Below are 26,104 nucleotides of genomic sequence, written 5' to 3'. Positions count from 1 at the left end.
TGTGCCGGCACTGTCACCAGGTGACCGGCAGGTGCTTCCCGGGACGAGGGCAGGGCGAGGTGTGTCACACCTCTTGATGCACCGTCAGTTCTGCTGATGAGATCTCCGGCACGCCGTCGTTCCGACCGTGCCGGAGGTTGCGCCCGTGTACCGACGACTGTTCGCCGCACTCGTCTGCTGTGCCCTGCTGGGAGCCGGGACCGGCGCTCACGCGGAGACCGCGTCGCGGGCCGCGGACATTCCCAGGCTCACCGACGACCGCGGCCGGGTGCTCACCCTGCGCGGCTGGAACGTCGAGGACAAGACCCACCGCGGGGAGCAGGCGCTCTCCGCGATCACCGAGCGGCACTTCAGGGATCTGCGCGACAACGGCTTCAACTTCGCCCGCCTGCTGGTCTTCTGGGACGACCTCGAGCCCGAGCCCGGCCGCTACAGCGAAGACTACTTGCGCAGGATCGAGCGCGTGCTGGACTGGGCGCACAAGTACCGCGTCCAGGTGCTCATCGACGCCCACCAGGACGTCTTCGGGCCCGCGTTCGGTCACCGCGGCATCCCCGCGTGGGCGACCAGGACCGACGGGCTGCCCTTCACCCCGCACCCTCAGGACTGGTTCTCCGAATACTTCGAGCCCGCCGTGCAGCGGGCGTTCACGCATCTGTACGAGGACGACGACCTGCGCCGGGCCCAGTCCGGCATGTGGCGGGTGCTGGCCGGCCGCTTCGCGCACCACCCGGCCGTCCTCGGCTACGACCTGATCAACGAGCCCATGGGCGAACTCCGCCCCGGCGAGGACCTGCCGACGGCGGCCGCGCGGATCGAGGCCGAGCAGCTGACCCCGATGTACAACCGGCTGGCCGACGCGGTCCGTTCCGAGGACCGGGACGCCTGGATCTTCTTCGAGCCGACCCCGCTCGTCGGCGAGGGCGTGCCCACCGCGCTCGGCCGCATCGACGACCCGAAGGCGGTGTACGCCCCGCACTTCTACAACACCGCGATGGAGGCCGGCGCCGACTACGACCCGGCGGCCGGCTGGATCGAGACCTACGAGGCGGCCGTCACCGCCTACCCGCGCGAGCAGCGTGTCCCGGTCGTCGTGGGGGAGTGGGGCCCGCTGAACAACTCGCTGCCGAACATGGGCCTGTTCTACCGCGACGCGCTCGCCTCACTGGGCCGCTACACCTCCGGCTGGGCGGGCTATGTGTGGTGCTACGGCGGCGGCTACTGCGCCCTGGACGACAAGGGCGTACTGCGCCCCAACAAGGACCGCACGGCCGCCCCGTACGCCCCGGCCGTCGCCGGCACGGTCACCGCCGAGAGCCAGGTCCCCGAGAGCGGCGCGTACCGGCTCGTCTACCGCGCCGGGCACGGGGTCACCGAGATCCGCGTCCCGTCCCGGCCGGGCGGCTGGCACCTCTCCCTGACGGGCCCCGCCACGACACCGACCCCCGACCTCCCGGCCGACCGCTCGGCCACGGCCCGCGTCCACGCCCGCCCGGGCGCCCGTGTGACGGTGACCGTCACTCCGCGCCAGGGCACGCCGGACAGGCCCTAGCCCTCGACGTCGAGCGCTGTGCCGTACAGCCGCTGTGCCTTCAGGCGGATCACGACGCGGTGCTCGTCGACGAGGCCGCGCAGGAAGGCGTCCTCGTCCTCGGGCCTGGCGTCGGCCGGGATCATCGACAGCAGTTCCCGGCCGACCGCGTCGCCGGGGACGACCGTCGGCTCGGAGACCTCCGCCTCGCCCTCCACGACGGCGAACGACCACACGTTCCCGCCCTGGACGTGCAGGGCCGCGCGCGGCTCTCGGCGCAGGTGCTGCACCTTGACGCGGTCCGCCGTGGTGGAGAAGCGGGCGACACGGGCCTCGGGGTCCCAGCTGTAGAGCATGGTCGTCAGATGCGGGTGGCCGCTGCGCTTGGTCGTGGCGAGCGTGCCGAACCGCTGTCCGCCCAGCAGATCGGAGAGCGCTTCGTCGGACAGGGCGCGAGGTGCTGGTCCTTGGGTCATGCCGTGATCAACTCCCGCTCCCCGTACGGCATTCCCGGGCCGGCTGTCAGCCCTCGACGGCCATCCGCACACCGAGCAGCAGCAGGACACCGCCCGACACCTGCTCCAGGCGCTTGCGCACCCCCGCCCGGGACAGGATCCCCCGCAGCCGGTGCACGAACCACACGTACAGCGCGTAGTAGCCCACCTCGTACACGGCCCAGATCGCCGCCAGCGCCACCATCGTGGGCAGCTCGGGCGCCCCCTCGGGCACGAACTGCGGCAGGAACGACATGGCGAACACCGCCGCCTTGGGGTTGGCGAGGTTCAGCAGCAGGCCGGAGCGGTACGACGCCCAGCCGGACCGGATCCTGGGCTCGGCGTCGTCCTGCCAGGAGTGGTCCCCGCGCCGGACCGCCCGCAGGGTCTGCACCCCGAAGCCGATGAGCACGACGGCACCGACGATCCGCATCACGTCGTACGCCACCTCGGAGGCCGCGAGCAGCGCCGTCAGCCCGAAGGCGGCGACGAGGCCCCAGACGAACACGCCCGTCTCGTTGCCGAGCACGGTCAGGAAGCCCGCGCGCCTGCTCCGCAGCGACTGCCGGATGATTAGCACGGTGCTGGGGCCGGGAGAGGCCGCGATCAGGGTGCAGGCGCCGAGGAAGGCGAGCAGCGTGCTCAGCATGGGCACCGCCCCGGGGTGCGCGGGTCCGTCGTCATGCGGCTCAGTATGGGCCCGGGGCCCACCCCGCTCCCACGGGATTTCCACGCCGGCCCGCCCCGGCACGGTCGCATCGCCGCAGCGCGGGTACGCGGCCAGGGAGCGGCCGGGCGCACGGCCGTACGCGTACGACGACGGCGGAAGCGGTGATCGGGATGTTCTCCGAACTGGTGCAGGTGTCCGCGGGCGGCGTGCGCCTCCAGGGCGATCTGGTCGTGCCCTCGGCCGCACGGGCGGTCGTGCTCTTCGCGCACGGCAGCGGCAGCTCCCGGCACAGTGCCCGCAACCGTCGGGTCGCCGCCGACCTGCGCACCGCCCACCTCGGCACCCTGCTGATCGACCTGCTCACCGAGCGGGAGGAACGCCACGACGCGCGCACCGGCGAGCACCGCTTCGACATCGCGCTGCTCGCCGGGCGCCTGGCCGGCGCCGTCGACTGGCTCGACGGACACCCGGAGACGCGCGGGCTGCCGGTCGTCCTGTTCGGCGCGAGCACCGGCGCGGGTGCCGCCCTGGTGGCCGCCGAGGCCCGCCCGGACCGCGTCCTGACCGTGGTCTCCCGCGGCGGCCGGCCCGATCTGGCAGGGGCGGCTCTGGAGACCGTACGGGCGCCGGTGCTGCTCCTCGTCGGCGGCGCGGACCCGGAGGTGCTGCGGCTCAACCAGGAGGCCGCCCGGCGGCTGCACGCCCCGCACTCGCTGCGGGTCGTGCCCGGCGCCACGCACCTGTTCGCGGAGCCCGGCGCGCTGGAGCAGGTCACCGGGGCGACCCGCGTGTGGTGCGACGAGCAGCTGCGGGCCGTGGCCGGCTCCCTGGCCGGCTCCGCGTCGACGCACCCCCTGGAGGAGCCATGACCACGGACCGACCACGCTCCGGCACCGTGCTCGTCGGGCTCGACGACACCCCGCACGCCTGGCTGGCCGCCGACTGGGCGGCCCGGGAGGCGGAGCTGCGGGGCGCCGTCCTGCGGATCGTGCACGCCGTCCCCGCGGTCTCCGCCGCGACGGACCCCGAAGGACGGGGCGAGACCGACGCACGCGTCCTGGACGCGGCCGCCGGTGTGCTCGACGACGCCCGCGCCCGCACCGCCGCCGCGCACCCCGGTCTGCGCACCGACGCCGCCCTCGGCCACGGCCTGCCCGCCGAGGTCCTCCTCGACGCCTCCCGCGACGCCGACCTGATCGTGGTCGGCACCCGCGGCCGGGGCGGCTTCACCGGTCTGCTGCTCGGCTCGGTGAGCCTGAAGACGGCCGCCCACGCGGACCGGCCCGTGGTCGTCGTACGGGGCCACACGGAGAGGGCGGCCCACGGCGACGTCGTGGTCGGCATCCGCGACGAGCACGACGAGGACGCCGTACGCTTCGGCCTCGCCGAGGCGGCCCTGCGCCGGACCGCCGTACGGCTGGTGCACGCCTGGACCCCGATGACCCGTGCCGGGCTGATGGTGCCGCAGGTCAGCCAGGTCGACGCCGAACAGCGACTGCACCGGCAGCTGCTGGAGCACGCGGCCCGGCCCGCGGCCGAGTATCCGCAGGTGCACACCGAGACCGTGCTCGCCGTCGGGTCGGCCGCGGGCGCGCTGGTGGAGGCGTCGGAGGGGGCCGCGCTGATCGTCGTACCGCGCCACCCGCCCGCCGAGCGGCTCGGCATGCGGCTGGGCAGCGTCGTCCACGCCGTCGTGCACCACGCGAGCTGCCCGGTCGCCGTCGTGCCCACCTGAGAGACGGCCGCGTCAGACGCCCGCCGGCCAGGTCTGCTGCTCCGCGTCCGGCGCGGCCGACGACCCCAGCGGGGTCAGGGCGTCGGTGCGGTCCAGCCAGCAGAAGGCGTCGTAGCGCTGCGCCAGGACCGTGGGGACGTAGTTGCCCATGTGCTCGTACCGGTAGACCACGCCGATCGCGCGGTGCCCGTGCTCCTCGTGGTACCACCGGGCCGGACCGGTCGACGGCACCCGCTGCAACTGCACGTGCGGGAAGACGAACATCGCCCGCTCGCCGGGCAGCGCCCCGTGCAGCAGGTCCTCCAGGCTGCCCGTGCGGGCCGGCGGTACGTCCATGACCCGCGGCTCGCCGCCCCAGCGCTCGGCGGCGACCACCGTGCCCGAGTGCGAGCCGAAACCGACCAGCACCACCCCGCGGCCGATGTGCCGCTCACGCACCAACTGGCCGAGGTTGACCATGCCGGTCTCCGCCATGTCGGTCGCGCGGGCGTCCCCGACGTGCGAGTTGTGCGACCACACCACCGCCTTGGCGCCGGAGCCGTGATGCTCCATGAGCCGGTCCAGCGTGTCGGCCATGTGATGGTCGCGGACGTTCCAGGCCTCCGGGCCGCTGCCCAGCATGGCCCGGTAGTAGCGCTCGGCGCCGGCCAGGATCTCGGCGTTCTGCCGCGCCGCGAACTCGGCCGCGGGGGAGTTTGCCGAGGTGCTCCCCGCCCGCCGCCGCATCTCGGTCAGCAGGGCCACCACCTCGCCCGCGCACCCCTCGGGCGTGAGCCCCGTGGCCAGCGCGTAGGCCTGCGGATCCTCGGCGTACGGCTCGAAGCAGCGGTAGGCGTCCAGCGCGTGCTCCACCTGGTCCGGGTCGTGCTCGCGCAGATGCCCGAGCACCGCGTGCAGCGACTCCCACAGGCTGTAGACGTCCAGCCCGTAGAACCCGACGCGCCGCTCGGGCGGCGTCACGCCGTTGTGCCGCCGCAGCCACCGGGCGAAGGCCGCCACCTCACTGTTGCCCCACATCCACGCCGGCCAGCGGCGCAGCCCCGCCAGCACCTGCCCGGGGTCCTCGGGCGCGCCCGCCGCCCAGGTCACCGAGTCGTGCACGGCCCGGCAGTCCGGCCAGTCGCCCTCCACGGCCACGAACGAGAACCCCTTCTCCTCGATCAGCCGGCGCGTGAGCAGATCCCTGACCCGGTGGTAGTCGGCGGTGCCGTGGGACGCCTCGCCCAGCAGCACATAGCGGGCATCGCCGACGCGCTCCAGCAGGGGGTCCAGCGACGCCGGGTCGGTCAGCGGGTGCGCCTCGTCCCGGATACGGGCGTGATCGGTGTCGGACACGACTCGACTCCCTCCCGGAGGGTGCGGGGCCGGGTTCCCCGGGGGCTTGCCGCGAAACGCTCGCGGGAACGCCCGGACGGGTCAGGACTCCTCGCGCCCGGCGACGTACCGCAACCCGCCGTTGCTGTACAGCAACTGGCCGTTGATCCAGCCGCCCTCCGGTGAGCACAGGAACGCCACCAGATGGGCGCACTCCCGGGCCGTGCCGAGCCGGCCCAGCGGGGTGGCACGCACCAGCTCCTCACGGTCGCGGTCGGTCATCCAGCCCGTGTCGACGGGGCCGGGATTGACCACGTTGGCGGTGACGCCGAGTCCGCCCAGCTCCTCGGCGGCCGCCAGCGTGATCCGGTCCAGCGCGCCCTTGCTCGCCCCGTACGGCAGGTTCCGTACGGTGTGATCACTGGTCAGGGCGATGATCCGGCCGCTGCCGTGCGGCCCGGCGAACCGCTCGGCGAAGGCGCGGATCAGCAGCCAGCTCGCGCGGACGTTGACAGCGAAGTGCCGGTCGAAGCTCTCGGGCGTCGTGTCGAGCAGCCCCGACGCGACGGACTCGGCGTGCGCCAGGACCAGCGCGGTCACCGGCCCTAGCGCCGACCCGGCCCGGTCGAGGACCGCCTCCGGCGCGGCCGGCGCGGTCAGGTCCGCCTCCACCGCGACGCACCGCGCGCCCAGCCCGGCCAGCCGCCCCGACAGCTCCTCGGCGGCGCCCGTGTCCTCACCCCAGGGCATCGACGCGTCGTACGGCGTCCAGTACGTGAAGGCGACGTCCCAGCCCGTCTCCGCCAGCCGCGTGACGATGGCCGCCCCGAGGCCCTGTCGCCGCCCCACACCCGTCACGAGCGCCACGGGGCGGCGGGAGTCGGTGGTCGGTGCCGGGTCCGGCATCGGGAGCCTCACTTCCGGCGAGGGGACAGGGTCGTACGGCCGCCCAGCAGGGCGGTCAGTTCTGGGCTCGACGCGTGCACGGCGAGGAAGTTGGGGCCGTAGAACCGCTCGTCGAACAACGTGTACGGGCGGAAGTCGACGCGCTCCGGAAGGATCCTGCCGATCATGTACCCCAAGGGTTCCAGGAGACCGTACAGGCGGTGCAGAAGCGAACCGGACAGAACGGCCGCGTACCCGTACTCGAACTGCACGGCGGTCACCCGGCCCGCCGACAGAGCCCGCTGAAAGCCCGTCAGCACCTCCAGCTCCGCTCCCTCCGTGTCGACCTTCAGCAGGTCGACCGCCTCGATGCCGTGCTCGGAGAGATAGTCGTCGCCCCTGAGCACCGGCTCGCTCCGCCAGGTGAAGGGCGCGTCGTGCGGATAGTCGTAGAACGAGGTCAGCTCCTCGCGCTCCGGGTAGTGCTTGACCCGTCTGACCCCGGGCCGGTCGGCCAGCCCGGCCTCCGCGACCACCAAGCCTGGCCGCCCGGCAGCGAGTCGGCGCAGCGCCTGCCGGGCGGGCGGGGCCAGCTCGAAGCAGTGCACGGTGGCGTCGGGGCAGGCCTCCAGCGCGGCCAGCGCCCAGGCGCCGCGGTTCGCGCCCACGTCGAGCAGGAGCGGCTCCCGCCGTACGGCGGCCAGGCAGCGCAGCACCCGCGCCTCGCCGTTGGTGTGCGGGCAGTGGTCCTCGGTGTGCAGCACCGACAGCGCGCCGTAGACCGCGGAGCGGGCCAGCCGCACCGGCCGGGTGTCGGGATGCCGCCGTACCCAGGCGCGCAGCGCCCGGTCGAGACGGGCGGGCAGACCGCTGGGCCACACACGGGGACCGGGCGGCGGCGCGGCACTCACGGCGCACCCCCGGCACCCGGACCTGAGCCGGTTCCCGGACCTGAGCCGGTTCCCGGGCCCGAGCCGGTTCCCGGGCCCGAGCCGGTACCCGGCCCCGAGCCGGTTCCCGGGTCCGAGCCGGTACGCGGCGCCGGGACGGAGGCGAGGATCGCCTTCCCGATCGTGTCCACGGTCCGCCGAAAGCCGCGGAACCGCTTCACCGTGTACAGCCACAACGCCGTGGCCGCGAGGGCGGGCGGCACGATCAGCGCGACGGCCCGGTCCCCGGCGAGCAGCATCGACGCCACATAGCCGACGATCATCAGCGGAGGGGAGCAGCCGAACAGCAGCATCGCGTAGATGTCGGCGGCCTTGGTGTCCTGCACGTACACCGGCCCGCGCGGCACGGCCGTGCCGTACAGGGCCCGGACCGTCGTCTGCCCGCCCGCGTCGATCCGGCGCAGGAAGTGCTCCCAGCGCAGGACCGGCCGGCTCATGCCGGTGGACAGCTGAGGGCTGAGCTCCAGGGCGATATAGCCGGCGATCTTGTACACCTGGCCCGCGTGGTCCACCCAGAACAGCCACAGGAAGCTGGACGCGGCCGCGAGGCCGAGCAGCACGTCGGGCACCTTGGTCATCACGGACAGGCCGGTGCCCAGCGCGGCCAGCTGAAGGGTGATCAGCGCGTAGGCGAGGTTGGTTCGGTTGTTGATCTCCTGGCGCAGCTGGCCGAACTCGGTGACGTCGATCTCCTCCGGGGTCGGCACCGAACCCGTCATCCCGCACCTCCGGGGGAACCGGCCGCCGCGTACAGCTCCTCCAGCCGCCGCGCGTAGCCGTCGATCCCGTACTCCCGCACCCTGTCCAGGCCGCCGTCCACGATCCGCCGGCGCAGCCGCTCGTCGGTGAGCAGGTCCAGCGCGGCCCGGGCGAGCGCCGCGCTGTCGCCGCGCGGCACGATCAGCCCGTTGCTGCCGTCGACGACCGTCTCCACCAGCCCGCCCGAGGCCGCCACCACGACCGGCCGGCCCGACGCCATCGCCTCCAGGGGAACCAGGCCGTACGGCTCCTCGCCCGTCGTCGGATACCAGACCAGGTCCGCGCCCCGGTAGGCGTCGCCCATGGAGAGCGGCGGGAAGTCGTGCAGCAGGACGTGCTCGGCCACGCCCGCGCGCGCCGCGTGCTTCAGCAGCCGCTCCCGCAGTTCGCGCACCTCACCGCGGTCGCCCACGATGTCGTCGCCCGAGCACAGCAGCAGGCTCCCGCGCCCGACCCGCCGCCGTACCTCGACGAACGCCTCAAGACCGACGTCGACGCCCTTCCAGGGCAGCGGGCGGGCCGGGTGGAACACGACCGGCGGCTGGAGCCCGTCGAACACCGGGTGCCGGGGGCCGTCGGGGCAGAACCGGGACGCGTCGATGCCCAGCGGCAGGGTCACCGAGGGCGCGCGGCTGGGCAGCGCGGCGCGCAGGAAGTCGCTGACGTACAGCAGCAGATGCCAGGGCAGGTCCATCACATCGGGCAGGACGTGCTCACCGGTGTGGTCGTGCACGCTGTTGATGACGGTGGTGCCCGGGCCGACCGCCGCCAGGACGCCATGCGCGAGCTGCGGGCCGTAGTGGTGGGCGTTGTGCAGATGCACGACCTGGGGCCGGTGCTCGTCCAGCACCCGGCGCGTCAGGGTCTCGACCGCACGGCGGTGCTCCTCGCGGCTCTCGGCGCCCTCTTGGTGGACGCCCAGCAGGTCGGCCGGCCGCAGCGCCGGGCGCCGGTGCACCGGGCACCCCTCCCAGACCTCGTCGGACTCCTCTCCGCCGACCAGACAGGCGACCTCGTGCCGGCGGCGGCGCAGCGCGCGCACCAGATCCGCCAGGTGTGTCTCCACGCCGCCCCAGGTGGGCGGGAACGCATGAGCGACCATCAAGATCCGCACGGGCATGTCCCCTCGGGTGTCCTGCGCCCTCGGGCTCCTCCGCCACGACAGGCGCCCTCGGGGGCTACCCAACCGGCTGGTGCGGCAAGCGTCGGCGCGCGCCACGCGAGGTCACCGAGTGTGAGCGTTTCTGATCGTCCCGGACCGCTTCGGGTCCTGTTCCGACGACGTCGCCGAGAGGGTTATCGGGCAGTCGTGCGAAGGCTCATACCAGAGCGGGACGGTTCCTGGAGGACTTTGTCAACTGCCCACCGCACATGATGCGTTGGCGACTACTGTCAGTGTCCGTCGGGCGACGCAGGGCCGATCGTCGCGGCCCTTCTTCGCGCCAGCAAACGGACCAGTACGAGGACACCGATGTCTCACCTCCGCGCACCCGCCGCACGCGCAGACCGCCGCGAGGGCGGACGGCACGGACGGCCGGTCGCCCGTACCGCACCCGCGCTGCCCGAGGCCCACATACGGTCCCAACTGCTGCGGCTGGCCGTGCTGCCGCCGACCGCGGTCGCCCTCGGCGCCAGCGCCGCCGTCCTGTTCACCGTCCGCTCCACGGGCGCGCGCACCGGCCTCACCCTGTGGACCGTGCTCGCCGGAGCGGTGTGCGTGACGCTCGCCGGCATCCTGATCGCCGCCGTGGCCGCCGACCGGGCCGCTCGGTCCGTGCACGAACGCGTCGGCGCCCTGCGCCGCGGCAGCGCCCGCCGCGAGGCCGATCTGCGCACCCTGGTCGAGGCACTGCGCCGCGGCGAGGCCCCGCCCGCGCGTGCGCCGCGCTCCCGGCCGCCCGCGGACGCCGACGACTTCGAGCTGCTCGCCGCCGACCTGGCCCGCGCGCACGACGGCGCCGTCACCGCCGTCGTGCAGGCCGCGCAACTGTCCAGCCAGACCGGCAGCGAGCAGAAGCTGGAGGTCTTCGTCAACCTCGCGCGGCGCCTTCAGTCGCTGGTGCACCGCGAGATCGCGACGCTGGACGAGCTGGAGAACGAGATCGAGGACCCCGACCTGCTCAAGGGCCTCTTCCACGTCGACCACCTCGCCACCCGCATCCGCCGCCACGCCGAGAACCTCGCCGTGCTCGGCGGGGCCGTCTCGCGCCGGCAGTGGAGCAACCCGGTCCCCATGACCGAGGTGCTGCGCTCGGCGATCGCCGAGGTCGAGCAGTACTCGCGGGTCCGGCTCGTGCCCCCGGTCGACGGCGAGCTGCGCGGGCACGCCGTCGCCGACGTCATCCACCTGCTCGCCGAACTCGTCGAGAACGCCACGGTGTTCTCCGCCCCGCACACCCAGGTGCTGCTGCGCGCCAACCTCGTCACCTCGGGTCTCGCCGTCGAGGTCGAGGACCGCGGGCTCGGCATGCCCGTCGGCGAGCAGAACCGGATGAACGCCCTGCTCGCCGACCCCGACCAGGTCAACGTCGCCAGCCTGCTGGCCGACGGGCGCATCGGCTTGTTCGTCGTCTCCCAGCTCGCCCGCCGCCACGGCATCACCGTGCGCCTCCAGACCAACATCTACGGCGGTGTCCAGGCGGTCCTGGTCGTACCCCAGGACGTGCTCGGCGGGCAGCCGGGCGCCGCGGAGGGTGGGGCGCCCGCAACTCCTCCGCAGGGCGAAGGAGCCGCCCCGGCCGGGGGTGCGCCCGGAGTACGCCGGGACCAACCGGCCCGGCACATCCGGTCGGTCCCCTCGCCCCAGCCCTCCACGGCGTCCACGGCCACGGCCACCTCCGCGCCCGCTCCCGCGCCCGCCGGGTCCGTCGTGCCGTACCCGGTCCCCGCGTCCGGCCCGTCGACCTCCCTGCCCACACCCCCGTACGGCGTCCCGACCGCCCAGGAACCCGCGCCCGCGCCCGTGTCCTCCGGGTCGGCGGTCACCGGGCGGGCCACCGCCGTGCCGCTTCCGGTGCGCGGGGCGCGGCAGGAGCGGCGGACCCCGGCCGAGGCCAGGCCCGGCATCCGGCCCGACGAGCGGCCGCTGGTGGAGGAGCACGCCGCCGCGCCGCCCGTGCCGCGCAACGGCGCCGTCCGCGGCACCATGGGCAAGCCCCGGCTGCCCAGGCGCCGCGCCCAGGAACACCTCGTGCCCCAGCTGCGCGAGCGGCCCGCGCCCCGGCCCGACGCCGACGAGCACGTCGGGCACGACCCCGGCCTGATGGCCGCCTTCCAGCGCGGCATCGGCCTCGCGGAGGCGCAGCAGAGCCTGGAGGCGGCGCACACCGGGACCGACCTGACGGCCGGTCACCACCCCCCGCTGCCCTACCGGGACGCCGCCCAGGACGTCGTACCGGCAGCCCCTGAACCCCGTACGACACCGCACTCGGCGGACGGATCCGACCACACCGCCCGGCACGACGGGAGCGCACCAGCCGGATGACCCCCCACGCCCCCAGCCCCCACGCCGTCGGCACCCCCGGCGCGACGGCGGCCCCCCGTATCCCAAGGAGTCGAACCACCATGGCGACCGACGCGCCGACCGGCCATGTTTCCGACCTCGACTGGCTGATGAGCGGCCTCGTGCAGCGCGTGCCGCACACGACCAGCGCGGTCCTGCTGTCCTGCGACGGCCTCGTGAAGTCCGTGCACGGCCTCGACCCCGACAGCGCCGACCACATGGCCGCCCTGGCCTCCGGCCTGTACTCGCTCGGCCGCAGCGCGGGCGCCCGGTTCGGCGACGGCGGGGACGTACGGCAGGTCGTCGTCGAACTCGACAACACACTGCTGTTCGTCAGCACCGCCGGGTCCGGCACCTGTCTCGCGGTCATGGCGGGCCGCGAGGCCGACGCCGCCGTGCTCGGCTACGAGATGGCCATGCTCGTCAAGAGCGTGCGCCCCTACCTGGTCACCGCCCCCCGCCAGCACGCCGTCGAACCTCCGGTGATGAGGCGTTGAGCGTGGCGGCGGCCGGTGACGGGCCCTGGCTCGACGAGGCGGCGGGACGGCTCGTGCGCCCGTTCACGATCAGCAACGGCCGCACCCGCCCCACCCACGCGCTCGACCTCATGTCACAGGTCATGGCCACCGGGGTCACCCCCCTCGGCCACCCGGGCCCGGAACACGCGCTGGCCCTCGACCTGTGCCGGGCACCCATATCGGTCGCCGAGGTGGCCGCCCACCTGAAGCTGCCGGCGGCGGTCACCAAGGTGCTGCTGTCCGACCTCGTCGACTGCGGGGCGCTCACCACCAAGCCCCCCGAGTTCCACCACAACCCCACGGACCGGGCCCTTCTGGAGGCAGTGCTCGATGGACTACGACGACAGCTCTGACTACGACGGCGCCACGGACCCCTTCCCCACCGCACTCAAGATCCTGGTGGCGGGAGGCTTCGGGGTCGGCAAGACCACGTTCGTCGGCGCGGTCAGCGAGATCGCCCCGCTCTCCACGGAGGAGCTCCTCACCACGGTCAGCGCCGCGACCGACAACCTCGACGGCATCGAGAACAAGCTCGAGACCACCGTCGCCATGGACTTCGGCCGCATCACCCTGGACCCCGAACATGTGCTGTACCTGTTCGGGACCCCGGGGCAGCAGCGGTTCTGGTTCATGTGGGACGAACTGTCCGAGGGCGCCCTCGGCGCGGTCATCATCGCCGACACACGGCGCCTGGAGGAGTGCTTCGCGGCCGTCGACTTCTTCGAGGAACGCGGGCTCGCCTTCATCGTCGCCGTCAACGAGTTCGACGGCGCCTACCGCTACCACCCCGAGGAGGTGCGCGCCGCGCTCGACCTGGACCCGGACATCCCCGTCGTCTGCTGCGACGCCCGGATCTCCAGCTCCGGTGTGCAGACGCTGCTCACCCTGGTGCGCCACCTCATCGCCCACGCGCCCGTCGGCTCCGCACCCACCGAGAGCGAGGGGGTACGCAGATGAGCTACGACCCGCCCCGCCCGGTCGGCCGGCTGCTGCTCACGCCGCAGGACACCGAGGCCCCCGCCCGCGCCCGCCGACTGCGCGGACTGGGCCTCGGCGAGCGTCCCGAGCCCGCGCTCGACACCTTCGCGGCCCGGCTCGCCGGCCGCACCGGGACGACGTACGCCATGGTCAACTTCCCCGACGAGAACGGGCAGTTCTTCGCCGGACTGCACGCGCCCGAGGCCGCGCCGGTCCTACGGGAGGACGGCACGCGCGTCGAGATCGGCCGCTTCCTGCCCCGCGACCACGGCTTCTGCCCCCATGTCGTCGCCCGGCGCAAGGCGCTGGCACTGCAGGACGTGCGCGACTTCCCCCGCTTCGCCGGCAACGCCGTCGTCGACGACCTCGGCATCCGCTCCTACCTCGGCGCCCCGCTGCTGGACAGCACCGGCATGGTCCTCGGCACGGTGTGCGTCGCCGATGTCGCGCCGCGGACCTGGGGGCGGGAGGGGCTCGACGCCATCAAGGCGGCCGCCGCCGAACTCGTCGTACGACTGGAGGGCGGGCCGCCGCACTGAACGGGGCCGGTGGGGCGTGAAGGAAAGCTGTGGCGGCGTTTAAGAAAAGCTCGATGGACTGTGGGGCACGCGATACGGCAGATTGCTGTGCGATTCCCCATCTGCCCCCGTCCACGGGTTCCTTCGGCGTGCCCGCGGCCGGGATCACACCCTCAGGAGCCGCATCCGTGAAGGCGCTGGTCAAGGAGAAGGCGGAGCCCGGGCTCTGGCTCGTGGACGTCCCCGAGCCGCGGATCGGCCCCGGTGAGGTGCTGATCAAGGTGCTGCGCACCGGCATCTGCGGCACCGACCTGCACATCCGCTCCTGGGACGGCTGGGCGCAGCAGGCGATCAGCACCCCGCTCGTGGTCGGGCACGAGTTCGTGGGCGAGGTCGTCGAGACCGGCCGGGACGTCAGCGACATCGCCGTCGGCGACCGGGTCAGCGGCGAGGGCCACCTGGTGTGCGGCAAGTGCCGCAACTGTCTGGCCGGCCGCCGCCATCTGTGCCGGGCCACGGTGGGCCTCGGCGTGGGCCGCGACGGGGCCTTCGCGGAGTACGTCGCCCTGCCCGCCTCCAACGTCTGGGTGCACCGCGTCCCCGTCGACCTCGACATCGCGGCGATCTTCGACCCGTTCGGCAACGCCGTGCACACCGCGCTGTCCTTCCCGCTGGTCGGCGAGGACGTCCTGATCACCGGCGCCGGACCGATCGGCCTGATGGCGGCGGCGGTGGCCCGGCACGCGGGCGCCCGCAACGTCGTGATCACCGACGTCAGCGAGGAGCGCCTGGACCTGGCCCGCAAGATCGGCGTCAGCCTGGCCCTGAACGTCTCGCGCCTGTCCATCGCCGACGGCCAGCGCGAGCTCAGCCTGCGCGAGGGCTTCGACGTGGGCCTGGAGATGTCCGGCAACCCCGTCGCGATGCGCGACATGATCGCCAACATGACCCACGGCGGCAAGATCGCCATGCTGGGCCTGCCCGCGCAGGAGTTCCCCGTCGACTGGGCCCGGATCGTCACCTCCATGATCACGATCAAGGGCATCTACGGCCGCGAGATGTTCGAGACCTGGTACGCGATGTCCGTCCTGCTGGAGGGCGGCCTGGACCTCGCCCCCGTCATCACCGGCCGCTACGGCTACCGCGACTTCGAGGCGGCCTTCGCCGACGCCGCGAGCGGCCGTGGCGGCAAGGTCATCCTCGACTGGACCGCGTAACTTTCTTAGGAGCTTCTGGAATGTTCGACTCCGTGCGCGACGACCTGCGCGCCACCCTCGACGAGATCCGCGCCGCCGGTCTGCACAAGCCCGAGCGCGTGATCGGCACCCCGCAGTCGGCGACTGTGAGCGTCACCGCGGGCGGCCGCCCCGGCGAGGTCCTCAACTTCTGCGCCAACAACTACCTCGGCCTCGCCGACCACCCCGAGGTGGTCGCCGCCGCCCACGAGGCGCTCGACCGCTGGGGTTACGGCATGGCCTCCGTGCGCTTCATCTGCGGCACGCAGGAGGTGCACAAGGAGCTGGAGGCCCGCCTGTCGTCCTTCCTCGGCCAGGAGGACACGATCCTGTACTCCTCCTGCTTCGACGCCAACGGCGGTGTCTTCGAGACGCTGCTCGGCCCCGAGGACGCGGTGATCTCCGACGCGCTGAACCACGCGTCGATCATCGACGGCATCCGGCTGTCCAAGGCCCGCCGCTTCCGGTACGCCAACCGGGACATGGCCGACCTGGAGGCGCAGCTGAAGGAGGCGGTGGCGGGCGGCGCGCGGCGCAAACTGATCGTCACCGACGGCGTCTTCTCCATGGACGGCTACGTGGCGCCCCTCGCCGACATCTGCGACCTCGCCGACCGCTACGACGCCATGGTCATGGTCGACGACTCGCACGCGGTCGGCTTCGTCGGCCCCGGCGGCCGCGGCACCCCAGAGCTGCACGGCGTCATGGACCGCGTCGACATCATCACCGGCACCCTCGGCAAGGCCCTCGGCGGCGCCTCCGGCGGCTATGTCGCCGCCCGCGCCGAGATCGTCGCCCTGCTGCGCCAGCGCTCCCGCCCGTACCTCTTCTCCAACACCCTCGCCCCGGTGATCGCCGCCGCCTCCCTGAAGGTCCTGGACCTGCTGGAGTCGGCCGGTGACCTGCGGGAGAAGCTCGCGTCGAACACCGCGCTGTTCCGCCGCCGGATGACCGAGGAGGGCTTCGACGTCCTTCCCGGCGACCACGCCATCGCCCCCGTGATGATCGGTGACGCGGCCGAGGCGGGCCGGATGGCCGAGCTGCTCCTGGAGCGCGGCGTCTACGTGATCGGCTTCTCCTACCCGGTCGTGCCGCAGGGCCAGGCCCGCATCCGGGTGCAGCTCTCGGCCGCGCACTCCACCGAGGACGTCGACCGCGCGGTGGACGCCTTCGTCGCCGCGCGGGCGGAGCTGGCCGCCTGACCTGAGAGAATCGGTACGTGATCGAAGCGCGGCGGCTGCACATCCTCCGTGCGGTGGCCGACCATCGCACGGTGACCGCGGCTGCCGCCGCGCTCTACCTCACGCCCTCCGCGGTCTCCCAGCAGCTGACCGCCCTGGAGCAGGAGACCGGGCACCGACTCGTCGAGCGCGGCGCCAAGGGCGTACGGCTCACCCCTGCGGGTGAGATCCTGCTCAGCCACACCAACGCCGTCCTGGCCCAGCTGGAGCGGGCCGAGGCGGAGCTGGCGGCGTACAGCTCGGGCGCGGCCGGCACGGTCACCGTCGCCGCCTTCGCGACCGGCATCGCCCAGGTCGTCGCGCCCGCGGTGGCCTCCCTCGCCGAGTTCGCGCCCGGCATACGCATCCGTGTCCTGGACGCGGAGGGCGACGCAAGCCTGCCGATGGTGCTCGACCGGCAGGTCGACGTGGCCGTCGCCGTCGAGTACCGCGGGGCGCCCTCCGCCGACGACCCGCGCCTCACCCACGTCCCGCTGTACGCCGAGCCCTTCGACGCCGTGGTCCCGGTCAGCCACCGGCTCGCGGAGGCCGCCGAGGTGCCGCTGGCGGAGCTCGCCAAGGACCCGTGGATCGGCCCGTACCCCGGCAACCCCTGCCACGACGTCGTGGTCCTGGCCTGCGAGAGCGCGGGCTTCCAGCCCCGCCTGGAGCACTCCTCCGACGATTTCCGCGCGGTCGTCGCCCTCGCCTCGGCCGACACGGGCGTCGCCCTCGTACCGCGCTCGGCGCTGCGCGGCATGGACCTGACGGGCGTGGTCGTCCGCCCGGTGGACGGGGTGGCCCCGACGCGCCGGGTCTTCGCGGCCGTACGCCGGGGCGCGGAGGAGCATCCGCTGATCCGGCCGGTGCTGGAGGCGCTGGCGGGGGCGGCGCGGGCGTAGGCGGGAAGCGGACGGACCCTGTCCCGGGGTGGCGGGAGCCGGACGGGTTCTGTTCTTGGGTGGCGGGAGCCGGACGGACCCTGTCCTGGGGTGGCGGGAACTGGACGGACCCTGTCCCGGGGGTGGCGGGAACCGGACGGACCCCGGCCTGGGGTGGCGGGAAGACGGACGGGTCCTGTCCCGGGGTAGCGGGAAAACGGACGGACCGCGTCCCGGGGGGTGGCGGGAACCGGACGGTGGCGGTCCGGAGTCTGGGGTGTCATGCGCGTGACGATGATCCTCCCGGCCCTCACCGAGGCGACCAGCCCGCTGTTCCGGCCCATCAAGTACTCGCTGTTCCCGCCGCTGGGCCTGGCCACCCTGGCGGGTTATCTGGACCCCGGCGACGAGGTCGCGCTCTACGACGAGCACGTCGAGCGCCTCGACCTGGAGTCCCTTCCGTCGCCGGACCTGGTGGTGATCCAGCCGTACATCACCTCTGCCCGGCGCTCCTACGAGATAGCCGACCACTTCCGCGCCCGGGGCGTGCACGTCGCCATGGGCGGGCTGCACGTGACCTCGCTGCCCGAGGAGGCCGCGGCGCACGCCGACACGGTCTTCACCGGCCCGGGTGAGGACACGTGGCCGCTGTTCCTGAAGGACTTCCGCGACGGCGACCCGGCCCGCCGCTACGACTCGAAGCTACGCACACTGGCCGGACTGCCGCCCGTACGCCGGGACTTGATCAAGAGGCACCTGTACCTCGTCCCCAACTCGATCGTCGTGACGCGCGGCTGCCCCCACCACTGCGACTTCTGCTACAAGGACGCCTTCTTCGAGGGCGGCAAGTCCTTCTACACCCAGGCCGTCGACGACGCGCTCGCGGAGATCGACCGGCTCCCCGGCCGGCACCTCTACTTCCTCGACGACCACCTCTTCGGCAACCGCCGTTTCGCCGAGGGCCTGTTCGACGGCATGGCTGGCGGAGGACGGCTGTGGCAGGCGGCGGCCACCGTCAACTCCATCATGAAGCCGGGCCTGTTGGAGAAGGCGGTCGAGGCGGGCCTGCGCAGCCTGTTCATCGGCTTCGAGACCGTCAACGACGCCAACCTCGCCGAGCGCCGCAAGAACCAGAACGTCGGCACCGACTACGCGGCGGTAGTGCGGCGCGTCCACGACGCCGGGGTCATGGTCAACGCCAGCTTCGTCTTCGGCCTCGACCAGGACGGCCCGGACGTCTTCGACCGCACGGTCGAGTGGGCCGTGGACCAGGGCATCGAGACGGCGACCTTCCACATCATGACCCCGTATCCGTCGACCGGACTGTGGAAGCAGCTGGAGTCCGAGAACCGCATCCTGCATCGCGACTGGGACCAGTACGACACCCGCCATGTGGTGTACGAGCCGCGCGGCATGACGACACGTCAGCTGGAGGACGGCTACTGGCGGGCCTACCGCGATTTCTACCGCTGGTCGAACATCTGGCGCGGCTCGGCGGCCCAGCCCGGCCGGCACGAGCGGCTTCGGCACCTCGCCTACGCGGGCGGCTGGAAGAAGTTCGAGCCCGCGTGGGACCTGCTCATCCGCTCCCGGCACGTGGTGCGAGCACTGCCCGCGCTGGAGCGGACGCTGGCCGCGTTCGGCGGTCGGGAGTGAGGGTGATGTAACACGGCTGTCTCATATCCGGGATAGTGTCCCGGATATGAGAGAAGTAGACCTTCGTCTGGGCGCCCGGCTGGCCGAACTGCGCGCCGAACGCGGCTGGGCGCTGGGGGAGTTGGCCGAGCGCAGCGGCATCAGCCGCTCGACCCTCTCCCGCGCCGAGCGGGCCGAGATCAGCCCCACCGCCTCCCAGCTCAACCGGCTGTGCGCGGTGTACGGGCGGACCATGTCCCAGTTGCTCAGCGAGGTCGAGGCGGAGCCGGCCCCGGTGCTGCGGTCGGCCGACCAGCCGGTCTGGGAGGACCCCGCCGCAGGTTTCGTACGACGCTCCGTGTCGCCGCCGCATGCCGGGCTGCGCGGCGAACTCGTCGAGGGCAGGCTCGCCCCCGGCGCCGACCTGGCCTACGACCGGCCACCCGTGCCGGGTCTCGAGCAGCACATCTGGCTGCTGGAGGGGGAGTTGGAGGTGACCGCGCAGGACGTGACGCACACCCTCGGTGCAGGCGACTGTCTGCGGCTTCGGGTGTGGGGGCCGACGCGGTTCCGGTGCACGGGGCCGCAGTCGGCGCGCTATGTGCTGGCGGTGGTGCTGCCGTGATGGTGACCCGCCTGAGCGAACTGCAAGTGCACGATCTGGCCGAGGAGTTGGCCGAGCTGCTGACCGACACCGTGGAGAGCGGCGCCTCGATCGGCTTCCTCGCGCCGATGGACGCCGCGGCCGCCCTCGCCTGGTGGCGGGAGCGTGCCGCGGCCGTGGCCGCCGGGCAGCTCGGGGTGTGGGCCGCGCACGAACGCGACCGGCTGGTCGGCACCGTGAGCCTCGCCTTCCCGGACAAGCCCAACAGCCGGCACCGCGCCGAGGTCGTCAAGCTGATGGTCCACCGCGACGCCCGGGGCCGCGGCCTCGGCCGCACCCTGCTGACCGCGGCGGAGGAGGCCGCCGCCGCGGCCGGCATCACCCTGCTCCACCTCGACACGGAGACCGACAGTCCCGCCGAGCGCCTCTATCGGTCCGCGGGCTGGACCAGGGTGGGCGTCATCCCCGACTACGCGGCGAGCCCGGCGGGCGTGCTGTGCGGGACGACGATCTACTACAAGAGCCTCTCCGCAGGTTGATTGTCAGTGGTGGGCGCTACGGTGCGTGTCATGCCGGAAGCCGAAGACGTACGCCGTGTCGCCCTGTCCCTGCCGGACACGACGGAGAAGGTCGCCTGGAGCATGCCCACGTTCCGGGTGGCCGGGAAGATGTTCGCGACCCTGCCCGAGGACGAGTCGTCCATGGCCGTGCGCTGCCCCAAGGAGGAGCGCGACGAGCTGGTGATGTCCGAGCCCGAGAAGTTCTGGATCGCCGACCACGAGGCCCAGTTCGCGTGGGTCCGGGTGCGGCTCGCCGCCCTGGAGGACGAGCACGAACTGCGCGACATCCTCGCCGACTCCTGGCGCCAGGCGGCCCCGCCGCGACTCCTCGAAGCCCACCCGGGGCTGGGGCTGCCGGCAGCCGACTGAGACCGCACTGTCGTTTCCCGGCCCCGGAAAATCCGTCGGCGTGGACAGCACCGCGTGGCATGATCCGGGGGCACAGGTCTGGACCAGTCGCTCGGGCGGGAGGGGTTGCGCAGGATGTCGGGGAGGACGTCGCAGCAGTCGGAGCCGGGGGGAGCGGGGGCGGGGGGCCTGGGCTCGGGGTCAGGAGGGGCGGGGCCGAGGGTTCTCGGCCCGGAGTCAGGGGGAGCGGGGTCGGGGGCGCTGGGCTCGGAGTCTGGGGGAGCGAGGCCGGGGGGTCTGGGCTCGGGATCGGGGGGCCTGGGCTCGGGATCGAGGAGAGCCGGGCCAGGGGCCCATGGGCAGGCGCCCGGGGGAGCGAAGCAACCGGTCCGGCTCGTGGCCGGCGAAGGCGCGGCGCGGCCTCTCTGGTCGCGGGACTTCGGTCTCTTCTTCGTCGCCCGGGCCGTCGCGCGGCTCGGCGACACCATGCTGCCCGTGGCGCTCGCCGCCGGTCTGCTCCAGCACGGGTACGGGGCGGGTGCGGTCGGTCTGGCGATGGCCGCGACCGCGGCCGCCTTCGCCGGACTGGTCGTCTTCGGCGGCGTGATCGCCGACCGGTTCAGCACCCGCAAGCTCATGATCGGCGCCGACCTCGTACGGCTCGTCACCCAGGCCCTGACCGCCGTCCTCTTCTACACCGGCCATGTCGTGCTCTGGGAGATCTGCGTCATCGGCGTGATCAACGGCGTGGCCGGGGCCGTCTTCCAGCCGGGCGTGGCCAGTACGGTGCCCCGGCTCGCCACGGACGTCCAGGGCGCCAACGGCGCGATACGCGTCGCCGAGTCCGCCGCCCAGCTTGCCGGGCCCGCCTTCGCCGGTGTGCTGGTCGGCCTCGCCGCGCCGGGCGGTGTCTTCGCCGCACACGCCGCCACGTACGGCGTGAGCGCCCTGTGCCTGCTGCTGCTCCGCCTGCCGCCGCTCGGCCACGCCGGACGGGCCCCCGGGCGCGGGGCGCGAGCCTTCCGGGCCGACCTGGTCGAGGGCTGGCGCGAGTTCCGCTCCCGCACCTGGATGTGGGCCGTGATCGCCATCTGGTGCCTGTACATGATCGCCGTATGGGGACCTTCGGTGCCGCTCGTCGCGACGGAGGTCGTGCAGCAGCACGGCGCGGGCGCGTACGGCCTGGTCAACTCGGCCCTCGGGGCCGGCACGGTCGTCGGCGGGCTGATCGCCCTGCGGCTGCGTCCGCGCCGCATGCTGCGGGCCGGCGCCTTCGCCGTGATCGGCTTCACGGCGTTCCCGACGGCCGTCGGACTGGGGCTGGGCGTGCCCGCCATGGCGGTGGGAGCCGCGATAGCCGGGGCGGGCCTGTCCTTCTGGGGCGTGATGTGGGCGACCACCGTCCAGACCCAGGTCCAGCCGGACGTCCTGAACCGCATCCACGCCTACGACGTCGCGGGCTCCCTGGCGATGATGCCCGTCGGCCAGGCCCTGGCCGGTCCCGCCGCGTCCGCCCTCGGCACCCACCGGGTCCTGCTGATCAGCGGCGTGGTCAGCCTGGTGGTGGCGGCCGCGCTGCTCGCCGTCCGCCCCATCCGCGACCTGGTCCGCGTCGACCCGGCCCCGTCCTCGGCGGGCGCCCGGGCCTGAGGCCCCGGAAATGGAGTGCGCGACCACCGACCGGAGTGCGGTATGGTTTCTCTGCACGTTCGGCCAGGGGAAACCCCAGGTCAGACGGCACCGGGACGTGGCGCAGCTTGGTAGCGCACTTGACTGGGGGTCAAGGGGTCGCAGGTTCAAATCCTGTCGTCCCGACCAGCTTCTACGCAGGTCGAAGGCCGTTTCTCTCCGTGAGAAACGGCCTTTTCCGTGTGCCTTGTCAGGCCTGCTGGTCCGGCTCGTCCGTGGGCGGCGCTGTCGAGGCGGTGAAGGAGGGCGACCAGAAGTCGCGGCCCTGGATCACGGGCGCGGAGAAGGTGCCTCCGCTGATGCTGTTGTGTACGGTCCCCGTGTCCAGCCGCTCGGCCGACTCGCGCCACTGGCGCAGTCCCGCGTGGAACTCGGCGTCCAGGGCGGCCCGTACCGCCAGTGCCGTGCTCAGTGCATGGGCGCGGGTGGTGTCGTCCGGGGCGTCGGCCAGCCGGGCGAGCTCCGCCTCCCCCGAACTGACGGCCGAGGCGTCCTCGTTGCCGTCCGGCCGCCGGAACCGCCGCCGCACCAGCGCGCTCAGCCCGGCCCACGCCTCCCGGCCGACCTCTCCGCCGGCGCCTCCCGCGAGCGCCGCCAACAGTGCCACCGAAATCGGCTCCACGCCGTAACCCCCTTCTCGGTGGGGGTGGCGGCCTGGGCAGCCACCCCGGTGTGCCGGCCGGTTACCTGGCGGGCCTCATCATGATGCAGCCGTACGTCCCGACCGCTTGGGTCGAGGTGTGCCCGGCAGCCGGCGCGCCGAGCGCATTCGCGCCGAGAATGCCGAATGCGGCGACGAGGCCGGCCTGAACGGCCAGGCGGCCCACCTTCTTGCTCACGGAAGTGCTGTCCTTTCGCAGTTACGGATCTTGCGAACGGACACTAGCCGATGAGCTGCTTATGTGTGAAATCCATGATCGAGAGTTATTCGGCGACCCCCAAAGAGCGTACGGTGCGTTCGGTTTTGGCCAATGCTTCGGCCGCCTTGGCCCTCTCGTCCGCGTCATGTGTGCGGTCCGCCAGGGAAATGGCCGAGCGCAGGTTCTCCTCGGCGGCGGCGGGCCGTCCCGCATCCCGGTGGGCCTCACCCAGGCACCGCAGGGCCCGGGTCTCCTGGTGGGCGGCGCCGATCGTACGGGCGACGTCCAGGGCGTCCAGAAGGTGCCGCACGGCCGTGTCGGGCTCTCCGGCCCTGCGGTGCGCCTCGCCCAGGCCGATCACGGCGTCGGCCTGACTCTTCAGATCGCCGAGTGCCCGGAATTCCGTGAGCGAGTGCCGGTAAAGGGGAATCGCGGCAGCTGTGTCACCGGATTCCGTGAGGGCGTCGGCAAGGCTGCAACGGGCCGTGGCCCGGTCGTAGCGATTCCCGGAACTCTCCAGAAGGATGAGCGACTCCTCGAATGAGCGGCGGGCGGATTCGAGGTCCCCGGTGCGCATGTATAGATCGCCGATATTGTTGAGGGACTTTCCCTGCGCGGCATGATCTCCGGCCTCCGTGAAACCGGCGAGGGATTTCTGGAAGTGCTCCAGAGCGCGACTGTGCTCGCCCAGGAAAAGCAGGATCACCGCGATGTTGTTGTGCAGCCGTGCGACCGCCAGAGAATCACCGGACAGGGTGACGATGGCGAACGACTTCTGGAAGAGCACGAGTGCGGCCCGATGGTCACCCAGGTGCCACTTCAGTGTGCCGAGCGTCCGCAGCGCCTCGGCCTCGGCCTGCGTGTCCCCGGTCTCCCGTGCCGTCCGCAGGGCCCGTTCTCCCGTCTCGGCGGCCTCCGTATAGCGCGCCGTGCTGGCATACACCGCACTCAGATGGAACAGCCCCCGACACAACGCCCCCCTCTCCCCCGACCGCCCCCAGTGATCGACGGCCGCCTCCAGGACAGTCCCGGCGTCGTGCCAGTGGCACTGTTCGTTGAGGAAGCCGGCCAGGGAGTAGGCGAGCCGGGCCGCGGCGTCGGGGCGGCCCGTGGTGCGGGCGTGCTGCTCCACGGCCAGGAGGTTCATGCGCTCGGCGGCCAGCCAGGCGCGGGCGGTCTCGGCGTCGGACCAGTCGGGCCAGTCGGGCAGGTCGCTGCCCGGGTGCTCGGCGGGTGAGCCCGGTCTGGTGCGGTGGGGATAGGCGAGCCGGTCGGCGCGGTCGGCGGCGTGCAGGCAGAAGTCGGTGAGGCGGTGCAGGACGGCGGCGCGGTCCTCGGCGTCGTCGTCCGCCAGGGCCCGGTCACGGCCGTACTCGCGCAGCAGGTCGTGGTAGTGATACCGGTCGGGGACCGGCTCCCGCAGCAGGTGGCAGGCCAACAGAGACTCCAGCATCCGCTCGGCCGCCGCCGGCGGCACACCGAGCGCGGCCGCCGCCGACTCCGCGGTGAGGTCAGGGCCCGGATGCAGGCTGAGCCGGCGGAACGCGGTGCGCTGTTCGTCGGTGAGGGTCTGATAGGTCAGGCCGAACGCCCGGACCATCTCCTGCTCGGCGTCCCTGATCTCGCCGAGCCGGTACCCGGTGCGGGCGAGGCGGTCGGCCAGCGTGCCCGGCGTCCAGGAGGGGTGGGCGTGGAACCGGCTCGCGACCAGCTCGATCGCCAGCGGGAGGTTGCCGCACAGCCGGACGATACGGGCGATCTCCCCGGTGTCGCGGGTGCGCTCCTCCCCGGCGAACGCGCGGAACAACACAACGGCGTCGTCGGTTGGCAGCACGTCCAGCGGGATGTGCCGGGCGTGCGGCAGACCGGTCAGATGGCGCCGGCTGGTGATGATCGTCAGCGAGGGGGAGCCGCCCGGCAGCAGCGGCCGGATCTGCTCGGCGCTGACGGCGTCGTCCAGGACGATGACGGCCCGGCGCTCGGCGAGCAGGGTCCGCCACAGGGCGACGCGGCCCTCCAGCTCGACGGGGATGGTCGTGGCGGGCGTACCGAGCAGCCGCAGAAGGGTGGCCAGCGCCGCGTCGGGGCTGAGTGGGTCACCGGCGGGTGAGTGGCCGCGCAGATCGAGGTACAGCTGCCCGTCGGGGAAGCGCCGCGAGAGCTGATGCGCGCCGTGCACGGCCACGGCGGTCTTGCCCACCCCGGCCATACCGCTGACGGCGCTGACGGACTGCAGGCTGATCACCGAGCCGCCCTCCGGTGCGGCGTCCACCGCGGCGCTCAGCGCCCGCAGCTCGGTCGACCGGCCGACCAGAGGCGGCTGATGCGGCAGATTCCGCGGCGGAGGGGGAGGTGGTGTCGGTGCCGGAGGCGAAGGCGGCTGCGGCAACGGCGTGCGCGGCGTCCCCGCAGCCGAGCGGAGCGCCGTCGTGGGCCCGCCGCCGAGCAGCTCGGCCACCGGGCGGCGTTCCAGGATGCCCCGGTGGATCCGGTCCAGCTCGGCGCCCGGACGGGAACCGTACTGGGTCATCAGCAGCCGACGGGCTTCCTGGTGCACCCGCAGCGCGTCCGTGTACCGGTCGCTTCCGTAGTACGCCAGCATCAGCTGGCCCGCCAGCGTCTCGTCGCCCGGATGCCGCTCGACGAGCGCGGAGAGCTCGGCGCCCGCCTCCGCGAAGCGGCCCAGCCGCAGCAGGGCGGCGGTGCGTGAGACGGTGGCGCCGAGCCGGCGCTCCGCGAGGTTCCTGCGCACGGTCTCCGCCCACAGCCCGGGCAGCCCCGCCAGCGCCTCGCCCCGCCACAGCCGCTCGGCGCGGTCGAGGGCGTCGAACCTCCGCTCGTCGTCGCCTTCGGAGGCGAACTTCCCTGCGTCGGCGACGAGTTGCTGGAAGCGGTGCCAGTCGACCGACGCGCGGTCCGTCTCCAGCGTGTACGTGTGGGCGCGGCTGACGATCCGGGGTGCCCTGCTGCCGGAGGGGTCGGCGAGTCTCAGGCGCCGGCGCAGGCGCGAGACGTAGGAGTGGACGTTCTCGCGGGCGTGTGGCGGAGGTTCACCGTCCCAGAGCCGGTCGGTGAGCGTGTCCAGGGCGATCGGCCGGCCCGCCTCCAGGGCCACGGTCGCCAGCAGGGCGCGCTCCTTGTCCGAGGCGATCTCCACTTGCCGGCCGTCCACGCACAGACCCACCGGTCCCAGTAACTGGAATTCCATCGGCGCCTCC

26 protein-coding genes and 1 tRNA gene are annotated in these 26,104 nt (G+C 73.2%); 17 read left to right on the top strand and 10 right to left on the bottom strand.

All coding sequences use genetic code 11. The annotated features are described in order from the left end of the window. The first annotated feature begins 145 nt into the window (after window positions 1–145). Window positions 146–1,552: a glycoside hydrolase family 5 protein gene (locus RKD23_RS06940; protein ID WP_424852837.1), complete on the top strand. Its 1,407-nt coding sequence runs from the start codon at window positions 146–148 to the stop codon at window positions 1,550–1,552. On the opposite strand, the gene RKD23_RS06935 is transcribed toward RKD23_RS06940, so the two are convergent. Together RKD23_RS06935 and RKD23_RS06930 are read right to left on the bottom strand one after the other, a co-directional pair. After that, window positions 1,549–2,007: a pyridoxamine 5'-phosphate oxidase family protein gene (locus RKD23_RS06935; RefSeq protein ID WP_424852836.1), complete on the bottom strand. Its 459-nt coding sequence runs from the start codon at window positions 2,005–2,007 to the stop codon at window positions 1,549–1,551. The genes RKD23_RS06940 and RKD23_RS06935 overlap by 4 nt on opposite strands. Window positions 2,008–2,053: 46 nt before the next feature. After that, window positions 2,054–2,674, bottom strand: a complete 621-nt coding sequence (locus tag RKD23_RS06930; protein ID WP_424852835.1) for a LysE family translocator — start codon at window positions 2,672–2,674, stop codon at window positions 2,054–2,056. A 191-nt stretch (window positions 2,675–2,865) separates the two neighbouring features. Between RKD23_RS06930 and RKD23_RS06925 the strand changes: the two genes are divergently transcribed. Both RKD23_RS06925 and RKD23_RS06920 read left to right on the top strand, forming a co-directional pair. Next, window positions 2,866–3,564, top strand: a complete 699-nt coding sequence (locus RKD23_RS06925) for a dienelactone hydrolase family protein (RefSeq protein WP_424852834.1) — start codon at window positions 2,866–2,868, stop codon at window positions 3,562–3,564. Continuing rightward, the gene (locus tag RKD23_RS06920) at window positions 3,561–4,430 is read left to right on the top strand and encodes a universal stress protein (RefSeq protein ID WP_424852833.1); all 870 of its coding nucleotides are present in this window, start codon (window positions 3,561–3,563) and stop codon (window positions 4,428–4,430) included. The genes RKD23_RS06925 and RKD23_RS06920 overlap by 4 nt, the downstream gene beginning before the upstream one ends. A 12-nt stretch (window positions 4,431–4,442) precedes the next feature. Here the strand turns inward: RKD23_RS06920 and RKD23_RS06915 are convergent, their stop codons facing one another. The 5 genes from RKD23_RS06915 to RKD23_RS06895 all read right to left on the bottom strand — a co-directional run bounded on the left by RKD23_RS06915 (window position 4,443) and on the right by RKD23_RS06895 (window position 9,458). Then, window positions 4,443–5,765 (bottom strand): erythromycin esterase family protein, encoded by a 1,323-nt coding sequence (locus tag RKD23_RS06915; RefSeq protein ID WP_424852832.1) that lies wholly within the window; start codon window positions 5,763–5,765, stop codon window positions 4,443–4,445. Window positions 5,766–5,846: 81 nt separating this feature from the next. Beyond that, window positions 5,847–6,650, bottom strand: a complete 804-nt coding sequence (locus RKD23_RS06910) for an SDR family oxidoreductase (RefSeq protein ID WP_424852831.1) — start codon at window positions 6,648–6,650, stop codon at window positions 5,847–5,849. A gap of 8 nt (window positions 6,651–6,658) precedes the next feature. After that, window positions 6,659–7,540, bottom strand: coding sequence for an FkbM family methyltransferase (locus RKD23_RS06905; RefSeq protein ID WP_424852830.1), 882 nt, complete (start codon window positions 7,538–7,540; stop codon window positions 6,659–6,661). Next, window positions 7,537–8,298 (bottom strand): hypothetical protein, encoded by a 762-nt coding sequence (locus RKD23_RS06900; RefSeq protein ID WP_424852829.1) that lies wholly within the window; start codon window positions 8,296–8,298, stop codon window positions 7,537–7,539. Before RKD23_RS06900 ends, RKD23_RS06905 begins: the two co-directional genes overlap by 4 nt. Beyond that, complete coding sequence (locus tag RKD23_RS06895; protein WP_424852828.1) at window positions 8,295–9,458, bottom strand: glycosyltransferase family 4 protein; 1,164 nt, start codon at window positions 9,456–9,458, stop codon at window positions 8,295–8,297. Before RKD23_RS06895 ends, RKD23_RS06900 begins: the two co-directional genes overlap by 4 nt. Window positions 9,459–9,809: 351 nt before the next feature. Between RKD23_RS06895 and RKD23_RS06890 the strand changes: the two genes are divergently transcribed. From RKD23_RS06890 to RKD23_RS06825, 14 genes are all read left to right on the top strand, one after another. Then, on the top strand, window positions 9,810–11,822 hold the full coding sequence (locus tag RKD23_RS06890) for an ATP-binding protein (RefSeq protein ID WP_424852827.1): 2,013 nt from the start codon (window positions 9,810–9,812) through the stop codon (window positions 11,820–11,822). An 80-nt stretch (window positions 11,823–11,902) separates the two neighbouring features. Beyond that, window positions 11,903–12,337: a roadblock/LC7 domain-containing protein gene (locus RKD23_RS06885; protein ID WP_404031808.1), complete on the top strand. Its 435-nt coding sequence runs from the start codon at window positions 11,903–11,905 to the stop codon at window positions 12,335–12,337. 2 nt (window positions 12,338–12,339) lie between these two features. Next, window positions 12,340–12,711, top strand: a complete 372-nt coding sequence (locus tag RKD23_RS06880) for a DUF742 domain-containing protein (protein ID WP_404031805.1) — start codon at window positions 12,340–12,342, stop codon at window positions 12,709–12,711. Then, a complete protein-coding gene (locus RKD23_RS06875) occupies window positions 12,689–13,315 on the top strand; it encodes a GTP-binding protein (RefSeq protein ID WP_404031803.1) in 627 nt (208 codons plus the stop codon). Before RKD23_RS06880 ends, RKD23_RS06875 begins: the two co-directional genes overlap by 23 nt. Beyond that, entirely contained in the window at window positions 13,312–13,875 is a 564-nt protein-coding gene (locus RKD23_RS06870; RefSeq protein ID WP_424852826.1) for a GAF domain-containing protein, read from the top strand. The genes RKD23_RS06875 and RKD23_RS06870 overlap by 4 nt, the downstream gene beginning before the upstream one ends. Before the next feature lie 167 nt (window positions 13,876–14,042). Then, the gene (gene tdh, locus RKD23_RS06865) at window positions 14,043–15,071 is read left to right on the top strand and encodes an L-threonine 3-dehydrogenase (protein ID WP_424852825.1); all 1,029 of its coding nucleotides are present in this window, start codon (window positions 14,043–14,045) and stop codon (window positions 15,069–15,071) included. Between the two features lie 20 nt (window positions 15,072–15,091). Next, window positions 15,092–16,291, top strand: a complete 1,200-nt coding sequence (locus RKD23_RS06860) for a glycine C-acetyltransferase (protein WP_424852824.1) — start codon at window positions 15,092–15,094, stop codon at window positions 16,289–16,291. 17 nt (window positions 16,292–16,308) lie between these two features. Then, the gene (locus tag RKD23_RS06855) at window positions 16,309–17,211 is read left to right on the top strand and encodes a LysR family transcriptional regulator (protein WP_424852823.1); all 903 of its coding nucleotides are present in this window, start codon (window positions 16,309–16,311) and stop codon (window positions 17,209–17,211) included. Window positions 17,212–17,472: 261 nt separating this feature from the next. Further along, complete coding sequence (locus tag RKD23_RS06850) at window positions 17,473–18,846, top strand: B12-binding domain-containing radical SAM protein (protein WP_424852822.1); 1,374 nt, start codon at window positions 17,473–17,475, stop codon at window positions 18,844–18,846. Between the two features lie 46 nt (window positions 18,847–18,892). Next, on the top strand, window positions 18,893–19,450 hold the full coding sequence (locus tag RKD23_RS06845) for a helix-turn-helix domain-containing protein (protein WP_424852821.1): 558 nt from the start codon (window positions 18,893–18,895) through the stop codon (window positions 19,448–19,450). Then, window positions 19,450–19,968, top strand: coding sequence for an N-acetyltransferase family protein (locus RKD23_RS06840; RefSeq protein ID WP_424852820.1), 519 nt, complete (start codon window positions 19,450–19,452; stop codon window positions 19,966–19,968). Before RKD23_RS06845 ends, RKD23_RS06840 begins: the two co-directional genes overlap by 1 nt. Before the next feature lie 30 nt (window positions 19,969–19,998). Then, window positions 19,999–20,358 (top strand): MmcQ/YjbR family DNA-binding protein, encoded by a 360-nt coding sequence (locus RKD23_RS06835; RefSeq protein ID WP_424852819.1) that lies wholly within the window; start codon window positions 19,999–20,001, stop codon window positions 20,356–20,358. A 375-nt stretch (window positions 20,359–20,733) separates the two neighbouring features. Then, on the top strand, window positions 20,734–21,987 hold the full coding sequence (locus RKD23_RS06830) for an MFS transporter (protein ID WP_424852818.1): 1,254 nt from the start codon (window positions 20,734–20,736) through the stop codon (window positions 21,985–21,987). 91 nt (window positions 21,988–22,078) lie between these two features. After that, a tRNA-Pro gene (locus RKD23_RS06825) sits at window positions 22,079–22,155 on the top strand. A 61-nt stretch (window positions 22,156–22,216) separates the two neighbouring features. Here the strand turns inward: RKD23_RS06825 and RKD23_RS06820 are convergent. From RKD23_RS06820 to RKD23_RS06810, 3 genes are all read right to left on the bottom strand, one after another. Continuing rightward, window positions 22,217–22,648, bottom strand: coding sequence for a hypothetical protein (locus RKD23_RS06820; protein WP_424852817.1), 432 nt, complete (start codon window positions 22,646–22,648; stop codon window positions 22,217–22,219). A gap of 61 nt (window positions 22,649–22,709) precedes the next feature. Continuing rightward, the gene (locus RKD23_RS06815; RefSeq protein ID WP_424852816.1) at window positions 22,710–22,865 is read right to left on the bottom strand and encodes a hypothetical protein; all 156 of its coding nucleotides are present in this window, start codon (window positions 22,863–22,865) and stop codon (window positions 22,710–22,712) included. An 85-nt stretch (window positions 22,866–22,950) separates the two neighbouring features. Then, on the bottom strand, window positions 22,951–26,094 hold the full coding sequence (locus tag RKD23_RS06810; RefSeq protein ID WP_424852815.1) for an AfsR/SARP family transcriptional regulator: 3,144 nt from the start codon (window positions 26,092–26,094) through the stop codon (window positions 22,951–22,953). Between the last annotated feature and the right edge of the window lie 10 nt (window positions 26,095–26,104).

It is taken from the genome of Streptomyces sp. SAI-170 (assembly GCF_049739565.1).
Lineage (GTDB): Bacteria > Actinomycetota > Actinomycetes > Streptomycetales > Streptomycetaceae > Streptomyces.
Note: the sequence above shows the minus strand (reverse complement) of the source record. Positions and strands in the feature narration are given on the sequence as shown.